The sequence below is a fragment of the Paenibacillus sp. H1-7 genome, from assembly GCF_022354825.1.
GTDB lineage: Bacteria > Bacillota > Bacilli > Paenibacillales > NBRC-103111 > Paenibacillus_S.
The window spans coordinates 7,786,536-7,801,684 of the sequence record NZ_CP031168.1; the positions used below are offsets into that span (position 1 = coordinate 7,786,536).

General features: G+C 52.4%; 11 protein-coding genes and 1 other annotated feature. Of the genes, 3 read left to right on the forward strand and 8 right to left on the reverse strand.

Annotation, left to right across the window (positions count from 1 at the left end):
* Positions 1 to 135: 135 nt before the first annotated feature.
* Positions 136 to 2,436 carry a helix-turn-helix domain-containing protein gene (locus DVH26_RS34280; protein ID WP_239630086.1) on the forward strand — a complete coding sequence of 767 codons (2,301 nt, stop codon included), beginning with the start codon at positions 136 to 138 and terminating at the stop codon, positions 2,434 to 2,436.
* Between the two features lie 51 nt (positions 2,437 to 2,487).
* On the opposite strand, the gene DVH26_RS34285 is transcribed toward DVH26_RS34280, so the two are convergent.
* The 5 genes from DVH26_RS34285 to DVH26_RS34305 form a co-directional block, all read right to left on the reverse strand.
* Positions 2,488 to 2,781, reverse strand: a complete 294-nt coding sequence (locus DVH26_RS34285) for a Dabb family protein (protein WP_239630087.1) — start codon at positions 2,779 to 2,781, stop codon at positions 2,488 to 2,490.
* 27 nt (positions 2,782 to 2,808) lie between these two features.
* Positions 2,809 to 5,022 (reverse strand): helix-turn-helix domain-containing protein, encoded by a 2,214-nt coding sequence (locus tag DVH26_RS34290; RefSeq protein ID WP_239630088.1) that lies wholly within the window; start codon positions 5,020 to 5,022, stop codon positions 2,809 to 2,811.
* An 84-nt stretch (positions 5,023 to 5,106) separates the two neighbouring features.
* Complete coding sequence (locus DVH26_RS34295; protein ID WP_239630089.1) at positions 5,107 to 6,423, reverse strand: polysaccharide deacetylase family protein; 1,317 nt, start codon at positions 6,421 to 6,423, stop codon at positions 5,107 to 5,109.
* 198 nt (positions 6,424 to 6,621) lie between these two features.
* Entirely contained in the window at positions 6,622 to 7,101 is a 480-nt protein-coding gene (bcp, locus tag DVH26_RS34300; RefSeq protein ID WP_239630090.1) for a thioredoxin-dependent thiol peroxidase, read from the reverse strand.
* Positions 7,102 to 7,167: 66 nt separating this feature from the next.
* Complete coding sequence (locus DVH26_RS34305) at positions 7,168 to 8,475, reverse strand: serine hydrolase domain-containing protein (RefSeq protein WP_239630091.1); 1,308 nt, start codon at positions 8,473 to 8,475, stop codon at positions 7,168 to 7,170.
* 259 nt (positions 8,476 to 8,734) lie between these two features.
* Positions 8,735 to 9,011: a binding site (T-box leader), on the forward strand.
* Between the two features lie 173 nt (positions 9,012 to 9,184).
* Here DVH26_RS34305 and metG point away from each other — a divergent pair.
* Positions 9,185 to 10,813 carry a methionine--tRNA ligase gene (gene metG, locus DVH26_RS34310; RefSeq protein ID WP_239630092.1) on the forward strand — a complete coding sequence of 543 codons (1,629 nt, stop codon included), beginning with the start codon at positions 9,185 to 9,187 and terminating at the stop codon, positions 10,811 to 10,813.
* A 160-nt stretch (positions 10,814 to 10,973) separates the two neighbouring features.
* Here the strand turns inward: metG and DVH26_RS34315 are convergent, their stop codons facing one another.
* From DVH26_RS34315 to DVH26_RS34325, 3 genes are read right to left on the reverse strand one after another with little or no spacing between them, the layout of a single operon-like run.
* Positions 10,974 to 11,759: an ABC transporter permease gene (locus DVH26_RS34315; protein WP_239630093.1), complete on the reverse strand. Its 786-nt coding sequence runs from the start codon at positions 11,757 to 11,759 to the stop codon at positions 10,974 to 10,976.
* A 6-nt stretch (positions 11,760 to 11,765) separates the two neighbouring features.
* Positions 11,766 to 12,560 carry an ABC transporter permease gene (locus DVH26_RS34320; RefSeq protein WP_239630094.1) on the reverse strand — a complete coding sequence of 265 codons (795 nt, stop codon included), beginning with the start codon at positions 12,558 to 12,560 and terminating at the stop codon, positions 11,766 to 11,768.
* Positions 12,553 to 13,614 carry an ABC transporter ATP-binding protein gene (locus DVH26_RS34325; protein WP_239630095.1) on the reverse strand — a complete coding sequence of 354 codons (1,062 nt, stop codon included), beginning with the start codon at positions 13,612 to 13,614 and terminating at the stop codon, positions 12,553 to 12,555. The genes DVH26_RS34320 and DVH26_RS34325 overlap by 8 nt, the downstream gene beginning before the upstream one ends.
* 372 nt (positions 13,615 to 13,986) lie before the next feature.
* On the opposite strand from DVH26_RS34325, the gene DVH26_RS34330 reads away from it, so the two are divergent.
* On the forward strand, positions 13,987 to 15,081 hold the full coding sequence (locus DVH26_RS34330) for an LCP family protein (RefSeq protein ID WP_239630096.1): 1,095 nt from the start codon (positions 13,987 to 13,989) through the stop codon (positions 15,079 to 15,081).
* Positions 15,082 to 15,149 lie beyond the last annotated feature (68 nt).

A 15,149-nucleotide genomic window follows, 5' to 3' on the forward strand; every position in this document is an offset into this window, starting at 1 on the left:
ATTCCTCGGCGTTTCCGGCGATTGAATTCTTATTCCCCCGTATTTCCCGGGATTGCACTTTCATTCTCGAGCCCAAAACCTATGGCTTTGCAGCGGTTGTTTGTATTAAGATAAAGCGTACGGGGGGTGAACGGCATGTGGAAATATAAGCACTACAGGAATACTTTTCTAATAGCTACCATCAGTGCTTGTTTGCCTGCGGCCATTATCGGTCTGTTTGTTTACATCTTTGGAACCGCTAACATTGAAGCGGAGGCCAAACGGACTCACCAAAACCAGGTGTCCTTCGCAACGGAACGGATCGACAGCAACCTGGCCCATCTGGAAACCGTAATTGCACAATGGTCGTTTAACTTAAACCTCAGCAACACCTACGGCAATCTTGATGTAGAAAAAGATTTCTACAACATTCAGCAGGTTATATTCAAGTCGCTTACCTGGATTAAATCATCCGACCCGCTTATTGAGGAGGTCAGTCTATACCTTGATAAGCAGGAGGTTCTTATTACCGAAAATAAAGGGATTTTGAAGTTCGACTCCCAGGATACCCTTAAACTGTACCGCTCGTTAATCGCATATCAGCGTGACATCTTTTGGACCGATACGATTACCAATAACAAACATGCGGCACCCTATATGCTGGTCATGAGGCTCCCGGGCGGGCTGGTAAAGACTGAAGCCGCTTTAATCGTGGAGATTAACTCGAAGCAGTTGAACCGCTTGATCGGGGAACTGGATCCGGGAGGCGAAGGCTCGGCGCTGCTTATGCAGCAGGACGGCAATTATATCTCGTTCGGGCGCGACGGAGCGGCCGGACCAAGCGAGCTGGATGTATTCGTAACCGATGCCGTTAAAGGGCAAGGGCAGGACCGCGGCTCGGTCATTGAAACCTGGCAGGGACAGACGTTCTCCATCTCGTTCGGCAAAATGAAACGCATCGGCCATATATGGACCGTCGCTACCGCTACCCCCATAGAGCAAATGACAAAGCCGGTCAAACTGCTGTCGCACGTCGTTATTTATGCCGGTGCGGCAGGCCTATTGTTTGCATTGGGGCTGTCCTGGCTTGCATCACGGCAGCTGTACCGGCCTATCCGCCGTCTTGCCGCGCTGCTGCGCCCCGGGGGGAAGCCCGGCTTCGAAGGAACCGACGAAATCGATTATATTGCTAGCGAATGGAACAACTTATCGCGGGAAAGCCAAACTTTGCAGGAAAGGCTTGATACCCACCTTCCCTCTTTAAGGGAAAGCTTTTTGCTGCAGCTGGTGCAAGGCCATCTGTATTTCCTCAATGACGCAGAAATTACCCGCAGGATGGAGGAATACGGCTGGGAGGTTCAAGATAAGCTCCATGCAGCCATTGTGCTGCAGCTTCACGGGCTGTACAGCTCGGAGGGGAGATTTTCGTCCGGGGATGAGCAGCTGGTCACTTTTGCTGCTTTCAATATTGTGGAAGAGCTAGTCAAAAGTAAGGCTCTGGATGCCAATGTCATCAATTTTCAAGATTTAACCGTCGGCCTGCTAGTCCGGCTTCACCGGGACACCGCCATGGAGGACGTAAAGTCCGTGCTGTATCATTTGGCCGGAGAGCTTGCCGCCACACTCCATAATTTGCTGAAGGTGCATACCACTGTCTGCGTCGGTAAGACGGCCGGCTCGCTCAGCCACATTCCGGCTATGTTCGACGATACGCGCAAGGCACTTAGCCATAAAAAGCTGAATGAGCAGCAGCAAATTTTGTATATGGACGAAATGATGCCCGAAGGCCAGCATCAGATTATGTATCCGCTGGAAGCGGAGAAGGAGATCATTCAGGCGCTGCGAATGGGGATGGAGGCGGAGCTGTACAAGGGGATGGACGAATTTTTGTCCACGCTGCAGCGGCAATCCGATAAGGAGATTCAAGTGCGGCATGGCTTGCTGCAGCTGTACGGCAATTTGCAAAATGCGATTATGCTGTCCGGGTTCAGTCCGCTTCAAATTGTTGGCGGCGAAATGCTCTGGGAGGAGCTGCTTCACCTGCAGGATCCAAATGCCGTGCTGCAGAGCATCAAAAACAATCTTGTCCGCCCATACATCCGGGTGCTTCATGTGACCCAGGATATCCAGCTAAAGCAGCTTGTTGAAAAAGTATTGATAACCATCCATGAGCAGTATATGAAGGATATTTCCTTGGAGTATTGCGCCGATTTGCACGGCACGTACCCGAAGAAGCTGAGTCTCGGCTTCAAGCAGGTAACGGATAAAACGTTTATCGATTATTTGACCAAGTACCGGCTGGACAAAGCCAAACAATTGCTGCTGGAAACCGATGAGAAAATTAACGATATCGCTGTCCGGGTCGGCTACCAGCCGCCTTACTTCAACCGGATTTTCAAAAAGAACGAAGGGATGACGCCGGGGCAATTCAGGGAGAAAGGGGGAAGCGCTGACTAAGTCAGGCGTCCCCTGAGAAGTCAGGACCGGCTGTAAACCGGGTTCACCGGTTCACCACGTGTAATCCAGTACGATCACATCGGCAAAATGCTCTCTGACCTGGCCTACAATAGACCGGTGCCGTTCGCTGGGCAAATACGCGTCGAGCGAAGCTTGATCTACGAAGCCGATACGCATGCCGACCTCGAAGCCTTGGCTTTTCCCTTCCTGGGAATGGTTTAAGCCTACGGAAAATTCGGCGATGCCTTCAATGTCCTTCAACTTTTGCAGTGTGTCCACTACTTTGTGCTTATCGGCTTCTGAGGTTCCCTCGTGCAGCTTAAACAATACCAAATGTTCTACCATAACCATCTTCCTTTCAATTATTAGATATTATTCCTTCTTGCGGAATTCACCCGGCGTAACACCGGCCAGCTTCTTGAAGACGCGCATGAACGACCTTACGTTCGGATAGCCGACCTGCATGCCTATTTCCTGTACGGAGCCGTTCGTCACCAGCAGCAGCTTCTGCGCCTGCTGAATCCGGACATCAGCCAAATAATCGAGAAAGTTGACGCCGAACTCCTCTTTGAACATTTGGCTCAAATATTTGGCGTTAACGTCAAACTCGCCGCTCAAGTAAGTCAACGACAAGTCCGCATTCGCGTATTGGTCGTTGATATATTCTTTGACCTGCAGCATCAGCGGATGATTGCTCCGCGTCCCCCTCAACTCGTCCATCCGGCCGAACGCTTCCTTCAGAGTATCTGTCAAGTCCCGCTCCAGCTCGCTGATCGTATCCAGGCGTTCAATGGCCGCATGCAGCCTCGGGAGCGTCTCCTGCATCCACAGCTCCTGAAACTCCGCAGGCAGCTCCAGCAATTCCTTCTGCATATGATAGATCATATAATGCAGCATCGAAACGACGTCATCCCGTGTGAAAAAGCCTTCGACCAGCTCGCGGAAAAGCCGGTTCAGCTCGAGCTCCCACTCCTTGTCTCCGAGCCGGAATTTTTGCCCGATCGACCGCATAAGATGCAGATGCTCGTACACCTCTCCTTGGGCTTTGACGGAAATATCCTTGTACTCGATAATCCGGTCGCCGCCAAGGGCCGATTTGTATTTCAAAGCATCAATAGCTTCTTCGTACGATGCCGCGGTCTCCCCGATCTCTTCAACCACCGTACCGACTCCTATCGTGACGGTGAAAGCGAGATGCTGGCGCACCCACTGGATAGCCCTCTGCAGCATTTGCACGGTCGGCTCCGGCTTCTCCTCGGACGCGGGAAGGTGGATCAAGACACAGAGCCGCTGATTCGACGTCCATTCCATCCAGACGTGAATCCCCTCATTTTGCGATAGCTCGCCAATCACACTGCTTAAAGTAAATTTCAGCAAATATTGATCCCGCAAATGGTACTGTTCGCAGTATTCCGCATACTTGTCGATTTCCACTACGGCCATGACGATCCGCGCCACCTCTTCTTGCAGCCCGTACAGCTTCATCTCCGCCTTGAACTGCTCGCGGGTAATCGGCTTGCTTCCTTCTATCATATCCATAAAAAAGGTTCTTTTGCGGAAAATCAAATCTTCCTCCCGCTGCTTCTGAAACGTCATCGTCCGCTCGACCAAATCATCGAGCGCCGTCTCAATGAAGCGGAACTCGTCCTGACCTGACAGTCCGGCAAGCGAGCTGCTCTTCTGCGCAGCATAGGCGTCGATCCGGGCTACGATGGATTCGATAGGCTGGTAATTGCGCCTAGTAACGTAAACGATCCAGACGATGCCGATCCCGATCATGAGCAGGCTGAGGCCGAACCAAACCGCCGAGTACGAAAAAATGAACAAAGGCACCTTTTCGTTCAAGAGCCCGCTCTGGATATGCCATCCCGTATACTCGGACGTAATGTCGGAAATGATTTTACCGCCGGATTTGCTCCCTACTACCGGCTGTCCTTCACGGTCCACCAGCTGAATGAAGTTGACGTTGGATTCCGTCATATCCTTAATCAAATTTTGGATGGCCTCCGTTTGTACATTGATGACGATAATGCCCTGCTTGGCGCCGAGCAGCGGCACGTTTTTGACTAATGTCACCACGTCGGTAGACCTTATTTGATCTTCGAACTCTTTGTAATTCCTCGCATTCGTCCACTTCGTAGACATGCCTTGCTGCAGGGCATTGCGGATAAACTCTTTGTCCCCGAACTCCTCCACCGGCGCCATCAAGGTGTTGCTCAAAACCGTCTGGTCGGAGGACCGGACAAGATAGATGGAATCGATCATAGGAGTATTGACTATTAATTCTCGCAGCTTCACTGCGACCTCATATTGGGTTATGGTAGAATTGCCTGTATAATATTGGGAGAAAAACTGGGATATTTTATCGTTCGTCCGGACTTCTTTGATCATTTGCTGCTCAATGGTCCTCATCGTATGATCGATCATCTGCATAACGTGCTCCGCGAACACTTTGTTTGCTCTTATCGTTTCTTTCTTCGACAGCTCGCTTGCCGATATGGCGGAAAGCAGGATGAGCGCCAAGGCGATGAAGAAAAAAATAGGCAAATAGGATAAAAGTAAGCGCTTAAACCAATTCTTTTTCAATGTGACACACCCCGAATTATGACTAGCATCTATACTCCATTATATCGTATATCCGGGGAGTGCGGGATGTTTCCCGAAAGTTTCTCAATAATCCAGCATAAAGGCTAAGCCTGCGCTATCCACAGCACGGACATGCTTCATTTCCTTGCTCTCCTCTTCCTCCGTTACCCGGCAGCCCAACAACTCCACGGTATCCTGCAAAGGCACGTATACCGTCCCTTCGCGAAGCTCCATCTGCGGAAGATGGTACGACGTTTCCTTCCCGCCGTCCATCAATCGGAGCTCATGACGGGAGAAGTCGTATTCGGCTCTATACATTCCGTACCGGGCGACAGCAGTCCGCTCCTCTTGCTTCCATTCGATATGCCCGCCCATCCCCTCGATCAGAACGCGCAGCGGTACTTGATAGCTTCCCTCCGCCATTCGGTACTGCTCCGGATCAAGCAGTACGTCTTTGGATCCAAGAGACAACAGCAGCGGACTTTGCTTGACCGCGGCCGATTCCATCGCTATGGAAGCTCTATGCGCTCCCGCTCCTGCCAGCAGCTTTTGATGCAGCGGCTCGTTTATCGCCCGCCCCCATTTCACCTTGCCGCTGGAAAAGTGAACCGGCTGGACCGTCTCGGTCAGCGGCGCGAACGCATAGCCCTTTTGCTTGAACAGGCTAATGATCTCACGCAGCGCTTTTACTGTCTGTTCGTGTCCGGTCCCATCATGCATCAGCAGGATGACCTCATGTCGGAACGGGCCTTTTTTCACCGTTTGAACGATTTCGCTTGCCGGAACCCCCTGCCTGGACGAATCCCCGCTATCGATATTCCAGTCGTGCACTTCATATCCCGCCTGATCCATATAATAGAAGTAAAACGCGTCAAAATTGCCGAACGTCCCTCCGGGCGCCCTGACCAGTCTCGGCTTGATTCCCGCGTATTCCTCCAAACGGCTTTCGGTCTTCTCCACCTGGTTCCAGAACGCTTCCGCACTCGAATAAATCTCGTTATATTGATGATTGTATGTATGATTGCCGATGGCATGCCCTTCCTCCACCGCCCGGCGAACCAGCTCCGGATGCGACTCCACCTGCTGCCCCAGCACGAAGAACGTCGCTTTCACGTTCTCATCCCTGAGAATGTCCAGCACCTCGCCCGTCAGCTTGCTGGGCCCGTCGTCAAACGTCAAATAGACGGTCGGCCGCTCCGGCGTCACATACGCCTTTTCTTCCCATATCCGCTTCCCTGATGTCAGTTCCGAATACGATTGGTGCACGCTCATCCTGTTTACATCATCGGCCGCCTGTGCGGGCAAGGCCGATAGCGGCATGAGAGCCAGAGTGCACATCATGATGGCGGTCAGCCATAAGCCGATCCGGCGCGAGCGAAGCATTCGGAACAAGTTGAGCATGAAGAATCCCTCCGCATAATCTATTAATTTCGACTTAATAGACTATATGGGAGACTGGCCGATCGTATGCCATCATTCATGACCCCTCCGGAAGAAAACTAAGGAGCTTTTTTACAGCCTCTGAACGTAAAAAAAGAACAGCCCGGTCTATCGACCGGACTGAGCTTATGAAGCACGTGTGAAGACCGTAAAAACGGCTTAAACCCGCTGCGCCAAATGATCCTGGACCGCCTTCAGCGTTTCCTCCACATGTCCTTTTATCTTCACCTTGCGCCATTCCCTTAACAAAGTACCGTCCTTATCTATAAGAAACGTGGAGCGCTCCACACCCATATATTGTCTACCGTACAGCGTCTTTAGCTGCCACACATCGTACAACTCGGCCACCCGGTGATCCTCGTCGGACAGCAGCAAAAAAGGCAGGCCGTACTTCTCGATAAACTTCGTATGCCTCTTCACCGGATCGACGCTGATCCCTATGATCACCGTATCGGCAGCGGCGAACAGCTCCGAGCGGTCGCGGAAATCACAGGCCTGCGTCGTGCAGGTCGGCGTCATATCTTTAGGGTAAAAGTACAGAAGCACATGCTTCCCTTGAAAATCGGACAGCTTCACCTTATCCCCGTTAGAGGCGGGAAGCTCAAAGTCCGGCGCTAGTTTCCCAACTTTAATTGTCATAACGGCTATCTCCTTAACACATCAGTCAAGTCGAGTATAGCGCTTCTTGCGGTAATATACAAACGGCTACTCCGTCTGATCCCCTGTTTGCTTGAACGCTGCTAGGGAAGCCTTCAGCTTGTCCACAGCGGCATCATTGGACGGCAGCGGCTGATCCGACTTCACCGCCAGTATGGTGTTCACCAGCATTTGCTCCGGCATGAAATCGTCCTTCTGGTTGTCGGCCGTAACCGCCAATATCAGATTCAGGTCAGGGACGACAAAGATGCGCTGACCTCCCGAGCCTGCAGCGAAGAACACGTTATGCTGCTTCGATGCGTCCGAACCTGCTGCAACCCGCTTCAGCCACATCAAGTAACCGTAATCCCCGGTTGTGCCGTTATCGTAAGTAACCTTTGTCTGCGGTTGAACCAAGGTCTCCACCCATGAGGCAGGAACGATCTGCTCGTTCTCCCACTTGCCGTCATGCAAGTACATCAAGCCGAACTTGGCCATATCTCTGGTGGTAAGATTAAGTCCCCAGGCTCCGCCCAGGACGCCTTGCGGATCTTGGCCCCACGTTACGTTTTTGATGCCCATCGGGTCCAGCAGTTTGCTCTTGGCGAAGCTGCTGAGAGGGATCCCGAGCGCCTTCTGCAGCAGGACCGCCATCAGATGGGCGTTGCCGTTGCTGTATTTGAATACCGACCCCGGTTCGGTGACGACGTTACGTTCCAGTATATACTGGCCCCAGTTCGGAGACTCCATCATCTCGTTGGATGAACGTTCTCCGGTATTATCCCACTCGAGTCCCGAGGTCATAGTGAGCACGTTCTTGATAGAAATGTCCGCCTTCTTCGAATCCGATGCCGTTTCCGGGAAATAATCCCTCAGCCTCTGATCCACGCTCTTGATGATCTTATCTTCAATCAGCATCCCCGTTAATGCGGAGGTGAAGCTTTTGGTAACGGACAGCACCGACTGCCGCTTATCCGCATCCCAATCGCGGCTGTACCCTTCCGCAAGCAAATAGCCGCCCCGCACAAGCGCGAAGCTGTGAACGTTCTTGTCCTTCATTTGATCGACCATAGCCGCTAAACCGGCGGAATCGATACCGTGTTCTTCCGGCGCCGCCGTCTTCCACCCGTTCGTAGGCCAGTAGTCAAGCGGCTTCGCTTTTTGGATGGCCTGCACCACTTCCGTACCCGAATAAGGCGATTGCGCCTCAGGCAGCTTCGTCTGGGTCTGTGTCTGGTCCACAGGCTTCTTGCCGCAGCCGGCCGTAACAGCCAGCGCGCATGCCATTAGCAGCAATCCGCCTCTTTGCAGGATACGGCCGGTTGGCCGCGTTCCCGCAAAGCTGCTCTTTCTCTCTCTTTGATTTCTCTCCACCATACGGTTTCCTCCATTGCTCTGAATCCTACCGAACGTATGCGGCTTCTGTGCCGCTTTTGTTTATCTTTTTCTCTGATAGGACCTTCTCTTCTCCCTACCTTTCCAGTATACAAGGCAATTGTGAACGAACTTTTACGCTAAAATGAGTATTTGCTAAATATTAGCTGAAAATTCGCTGAAAATTTACTCTCGCAAGCTGGGTTCTTCCCTATTGCTTTTCGTTCCAATCTGGATATAATGGGTTACTAAGGAATAAATGGAAAAAGCTTTGATGAGAAAGAGTAGTTGGAACGAATTCTTTGAACAGAGAGCTCCGGCAGCTGAAAAGGAGCAAAGAAAACGTCCGATGAATATGGTCTCTGAGCTGTGCATCGAACCCCGGTCTGCGTGTTCGCCGGGAAGTAGGCTGCATCGGGCGCACCCGTTACCGTGCTAGGGTATAACCACCGCCTGCGGTGCCGTACCTGAAGAGGTCCGTATTGCGAAATGCGGATAAATTGAGGTGGTAACACGTGAGTCATACTCTCGTCCTTTCGGGGACGGGAGTTTTTTGTTTTTAGAGGTTGTTTAAAAAGTCCGCTTTGATAACGAAGAAATAGCGGGAAGTCATTCGACATCGAATCTTGAACGAAGCCGGGAAGTCCAACCTTCTCGGTTCTGAAAACGGACTTTTTAAACCTGTATTTAATAAAATAGGAGGCTGTTAAAGATGAACATATTCATTGGAGGGGCTTGGCCATACGCGAACGGCTCGCTTCACTTGGGACGCGTAGCGAGCTTGCTGCCGGGAGATATTGCCGCGCGGTATTTCCGGCTCAAGGGGGAGAAGGTGCTGTACGTATCCGGCAGCGATTGCCACGGGACGCCGATCGGCATCCGGGCCGCACAGGAAGGCGTCGTGCCGCAAGCTATCGCGAGCCGGTATCACGAGGAGTTCGCCGACTGCTTCCGGAGACTCGGCTTCTCATACGATTTGTATACGCGCACGGACGATCCGTTCCATCATCGGGTCGTACAGGAGCTGTTCTTGAAGCTGCTGGACCATGGCTTCCTGTACAAAAAAGCCGTAGAGCAGACGTTCTGTGCCGTCTGCGATCGATTTTTGCCGGACCGTTACGTGGAGGGCCGCTGCCCGCACTGCCGGAGCGTCGCCCGCGGCGATCAATGCGACGCCTGCTCCGCGCTGCTCGATCCGTCGGACTTGCTGGAGCCGGCCTGCAAGCTGTGCGGCAGCTCACCGACACGGCGCGAGACGGATCATTATTTCCTCGCTCTGTCGAAGCTCCAGAGCCGGCTGGAGGAGTATGCTTCCCAGGCCGTCGGCTGGCGGGACAATGCAGTGCGGCTAACGCGGAGATATCTCGACGAGGGGCTGCACGACCGCGCCGCTACCCGCGACCTGCCATGGGGCGTCGATGTGCCCCTCGAAGGCTTCGAGGGGAAAAAGATTTACGTCTGGATCGAAGCCGTAAGCGGCTATTTATCCGCCAGCATGCATTGGGCCGAATTGAACGGCACCGACTGGAAGCCGTTCTGGTCCGAAGAGGCCGCGGCGTACTATGTGCACGGCAAAGACAACATCCCGTTCCATACGCTGATATGGCCCGCAATATTGCTCGGCGCCGGCGCAGGACAGCTTCGCCTGCCCGATGCCATATGGTCCAGCGAATATTTGACGCTGGAGGGCCGGAAGTTCTCCACGAGCAGCAACTGGGCCGTATGGCTGCCTTACCTGCTGGATCGGTACCATCCGGATTCGATCCGGTATTTCCTGACCGCCAACGGGCCGGAGCAGCGGGATACGGACTTCTCGTGGCGCGAGTTCATTTACAGCCATAACGGGGAGCTGCTCGGCGCTTTCGGCAACTTCGTCAATCGGACCTTGAAGTTTATCGGCAAGTCCTTTGATAACCGGATCCCTTCAGGGAACATGGATCCCGAGGTGAAACTACGCTTGGAGTCGCTATATGCAACAACGGCGGAGCTGCTGGAAGCCGGCCGATGCAAAGAAGCGCTGGAAGCGGTCTTCGCATTCATCCGCAGCGCCAACAAATATTTCGACGAGCGCAAGCCGTGGATACAATTCAAGGAAAGCCCCGCCGACTGCGGGGATACGCTGTATACGTGTGTACAGATAATCGCCAATCTGTCCAACCTGCTCTCGCCGTTTTTGCCGTTTTCGTGCGAGACGATCCGCGCCTCTCTGGGAATTGACGAGCCCGGCTGGCGTTATACGGAGGTTCCTCCTCTCGCCCCGCTTCATTCGTCGGAAGCGTTGTACGAACGCATCGATACCAGCCGTATCGAGGAGGAGCTTGACCGGCTGCGCAACGGGTAATCGAATGGATACGCCGCACCTCAGAGCCCCCACAGCCCGCGCCCCTCTGTCCTCTCTGAAAACAAACAAAGCCGGCTCCAGGCTAATCAAGCCTCGGAGCCGACTCTTTTTTGGTAACATGCACAGCCGAAAGAAATCAACCTAAACCGCGATTGAACCGTTACGATCCGGCGCCGCGGTACCGTTTGACGCCGAAATTCCAGATGAGCAGCGCTATTGTCAGGAACACCGCGCCGACTACCGGCGTCAGCAGCGCGAACATCCCCCAATTTTCACGGTCGAGGAAGTATGCCGCCGGATAAAAGCCGACGAAGCCGAACGGCAGCACCCACGTCAATAACAGGCTGATCAGCTTGTTATAAATCGTCACCGGATACCGGCCGTAATTTTGCAAATTCCACAACAGCGGCAGGATGCCCGTCGGGGAATCGGAGAAAAACGACAGCGACGTAAAGAAAATATACACGCCTCCGTAGATCATGATTGAGCCGGCTACCAGAAGCACGAACACGAACGGATCGTACCAGGTCAGGTCCAGTCCCAGATGGGACCAGGAGTACACCATGATGAGAAAGCCAGTCAAGGCGCTGAACAGCGACGACGGGTCCATATTCTCCAGCATCAACTGCACCAGATTATAGGCGGGACGCGTCAAAATCCGGTCCATCTCTCCTTTAACAATGTAGCGTTCGCTGAAGCCCCACAAGTTAAAAAAGGTAATAAAAATACCGTATGGCACCATAAAGTAACCGTAGATGAACAAAATTTGCTGCTCGTTCCAATCGCCGATCGCCTTCGTATGCTGAAACACCACGAGGATGAAAAACAAGTTCAGCCCGTTGAACAGCAGGTCGGACAGCACTTCAATCCAGAAATCGGAACGGTATTCCATCCGGGTTTTCATGTAATTTTTCAAATAATCGATAATCAGGCCCGCATAAAACATCCGTTCTTAACCTCCTTGCACAAACAGCCGCGTCCGCGCGCTGCGCCATAATACGAATAACGGAACGATGAGCAGCACGAACCAGACGGCCTGTATCCCTAGCACCTGATAAATGGCGTTTCCAGTAACCTTCCCTGTGAAAACGGAACCCGGCAAATACGTGATAGCCTGAAACGGAAGCAGCTTGAGCAGCCCTTCGGCCCAGCCCGGGAAAAAGGACATCGGGACGACCAGCCCGGAGAACAGATCGACGGCGACCCGCTTCATGCGCATCATGCCTTCGTTATTTTCCAGGAAAAAGGCGAACAAGCCGGTAATAATATTAATCTGCGTATTAATAAGGAAGCTGAAGAACAGCATGATGAGGAAAATTCCCCATACGGCCGGGTCCGTAGGCAGCTTCACCGGAAACAGGAACGATACGATCACCATGCCCGGAGTCGAGAACAAAAACAGCCGGAACAGCCCTTCGCCGAGCCCCTGCATCATTTTGACGATGATGTAGTTATAAGGGCGGATGAACTGGATCGCCACGCTGCCGTCCTTGATTTCATTGGCGATTTCACGGTCAAGATTGTTGAAGTAGAACGCCCGCGCCATCCAGGATACAGCCACATAGGTAGTCATCTGGGCTACGGTCATGCCGCCCAGCGTCTCGCTGGTGCCATAAATCGCCTTCCACAGAAAATAGTACGCCCCAATATTAAGGGCATAAATGATAATGCCGCTATAGTAATTCACACGGTAAGCCAGCATCATCAAGAACCGGATGCGGATCATGTCGACATAAGCGTTAAGCATGGACGGTCACTTCCTGTTCGCCCGCCAGCTTCTCGTGAGCGGCTGCCTTGGCTTCGGCCGAGCCCGATTTATAGATCTCGCGCACGATATCATCGGTGTTCGTTTCGACGATTTTAATATCTTCGATGCCGAGGACGCCGACGACGCGGCTCAGCACCTCGGAGACGTTAGCCTTCTCCTGAGGGATGAATACCCGGGCGGTCAGCTCGTTGTCGAGCGACCAATCCACCTGAAGCCCTGATGTCAACTGGCGCAAACGCTCAAGCGACACCGCTTCGGTAAATTGCAGCACCACTTCCTTGCCTTTACCCCACGTAGCCTTGAGCTCATCCAAACCTCCATCGTATATAATGCGTCCGTCATCAAGCATGATGACCCGAGAGCACAGCGCTTCGATATCCTGAAGATCGTGGGTCGTGAGCAAAATGGTCGTTTCATAACGCTGGTTCATCTGCTTCAGAAACTCGCGGATTTCCGTCTTGACGACAATATCGAGACCGATCGTAGGCTCGTCCAGAAACAGAATCTTCGGATTGTGCAAGAGCGACGCCGCGAGCTCACAGCGCATTCTTTGGCCCAAGCTCAGCTTGCGCACCGGACGGGTCAGCAGCTCCTGCAGCTTAAGTCTCTCCACCAGCTCGTCGAGACGCTGCTTAAAGTCGGCTTCGGAAACCCGGTATACTTTTTTCAGCAGCTGGAACGATTCGATCACGCCGATATCCCACCACAGCTGGCTGCGCTGCCCGAAGACGACGCCGATTTCGCGGACGAATTTTTCCCGTTCCAAATAAGGAATGTAGCCGTTCACCCGAATGTCTCCGGATGTCGGTACCAGAATACCCGTCAGCATTTTGATCGTCGTTGATTTGCCCGCGCCGTTCTCGCCTATGTAGCCGCAAATTTCCCCTTGGGGAATTTGAAAGCTGATGTCTTTGACGGCCCTCACCTGGTTATACTCTCGTTTAAATAGATCGCGAACGGCCCCTTTCAGACCTTCGCGGTTTTTCTGCACCCGAAATTCTTTTCGCAGATTATGAACTTCTATCGCCTGCATAATTTCCTCCCGAACTGGTTAATAGATGATCAAACAGACATGCACCGTTCGACACGATACGAGCACGTCCGATTGTCCGAATTTAGCGAAACTTGCTATCAAGAAACGGAACAATTTATAATGGAATCAACTCTTTTTCGATACATCCCGTGAAAAGGCAACACGAAAAGGTCTTCACTTCGCACAAGGCTGCTGTGAAGCTTACCGCATCTATATGAACGAAGAACATCCGGGGCATTCGAAACTAGAACTACTCTTTCCTATATACACCATGCATGTTCCTTCAGCATTTTCAAACCCTATGTACGTTATGATACACGAACCGATTGCAAAGGGAAAGCGACTGACAAACTAAGGAAAGGATTTGTTCTTATGGTCAGAAAAATAAAGTGGATCTTCCTGACGGCATTGTTTCTGCTTTTGGTAGCAGTCGGCTATTATACATATGCCTTTTTACATTTTGCCAACAACATTCAGGCCAAGCCGGACAACACCAAGCTGTTCAGCGGGATCACGGCCCAGAATACGACGAAAGTATCCGAAACGTACACTCCGCCCAAATGGGAAGGCAAGCAGCGCGTCAACGTGCTTCTGCTCGGAGGCGATTCCAGAGGCTTGAAGAAAAATGAAATCCCGCGCTCCGATACGTTAATGGTCGCCTCCATCGATCCCATAACGAAAAAAGCGTACTTGTTCTCCATTCTGCGCGATACGTATGTGAAAATTCCGGGGTATGGCGATGACCGGATCAACTCGGCTCTGGCGCTGGGCGGCCCGAATCTGGCTATGAGAACGGTCGGCGATTTGTTAGGCATTCCTATCCAATATTATGTGTATACCGATTTTAAAGGCTTCATCGCCCTGGTGGACGCCATTGACGGCATCGACATCGAGGTGGAAAAGGATATGAAATATTCCGATTCCGAGGACGGCCACGAATACGACATTAATTTGAAAAAAGGGATGCAGCATCTTAACGGGAAAACCGCGCTGCAATACGTTCGCTTCCGCCATGACGCCCTGAGCGATTTCGCCCGGACCGAGCGGCAGCGCAAGTTCATTCAGGCGGTAGCGGAAAAAATGCAGTCTACTTCGTCCCTGATCAAGCTGCCGAGAATACTGAACAGCGTCGATCCGTATATCGAGACGAATTTGACGACGACCGATATGCTTAAGCTTGGCTCTCTCGGTTATGAAGCCAAGGCTTCGGGTATGGTGAGCGAACAAATTCCTCCTTCCGAGCTGTTAATCGAGAAACGCGTCGGCGGCGCCGATGTCTTGTCGGTGAACCGCGATAAGCTGCAGTCTTATATCAAAGCTTTGTTCGAAGACCGCGATCCGTCATTGAGCCCTAACCAAGTACCGGCAACCAAAGATCACGGCAAGGGCGGCACGAACAACAGCAAAACAACGAACGGCTCAGCCGTTTTATCCAGTACGCCAAAGACCGGATCCGTGCATAATTAAGCAAATGAGCCGTAAATAGACGGTATAACCGGATTGACAGGAACCAGAGGGGCATCCGCTTCCGGTTC

Excerpts from the sequence above, each read along its gene's own strand:
- DVH26_RS34330 (WP_239630096.1), top strand. The coding sequence starts at position 13,987 with ATGGTCAGAAAAATAAAGTGGATCTTCCTGACGGCATTGTTTCTGCTT.
- metG (WP_239630092.1), top strand. The coding sequence starts at position 9,185 with ATGAACATATTCATTGGAGGGGCTTGGCCATACGCGAACGGCTCGCTT.
- DVH26_RS34295 (WP_239630089.1), bottom strand. The coding sequence starts at position 6,423 with ATGCTCAACTTGTTCCGAATGCTTCGCTCGCGCCGGATCGGCTTATGG.
- DVH26_RS34305 (WP_239630091.1), bottom strand. The coding sequence starts at position 8,475 with ATGGTGGAGAGAAATCAAAGAGAGAGAAAGAGCAGCTTTGCGGGAACG.
- DVH26_RS34280 (WP_239630086.1), top strand. The coding sequence starts at position 136 with ATGTGGAAATATAAGCACTACAGGAATACTTTTCTAATAGCTACCATC.
- bcp (WP_239630090.1), bottom strand. The coding sequence starts at position 7,101 with ATGACAATTAAAGTTGGGAAACTAGCGCCGGACTTTGAGCTTCCCGCC.
- DVH26_RS34315 (WP_239630093.1), bottom strand. The coding sequence starts at position 11,759 with ATGTTTTATGCGGGCCTGATTATCGATTATTTGAAAAATTACATGAAA.
- DVH26_RS34325 (WP_239630095.1), bottom strand. The coding sequence starts at position 13,614 with ATGCAGGCGATAGAAGTTCATAATCTGCGAAAAGAATTTCGGGTGCAG.
- DVH26_RS34285 (WP_239630087.1), bottom strand. The coding sequence starts at position 2,781 with ATGGTAGAACATTTGGTATTGTTTAAGCTGCACGAGGGAACCTCAGAA.
- DVH26_RS34320 (WP_239630094.1), bottom strand. The coding sequence starts at position 12,560 with ATGCTTAACGCTTATGTCGACATGATCCGCATCCGGTTCTTGATGATG.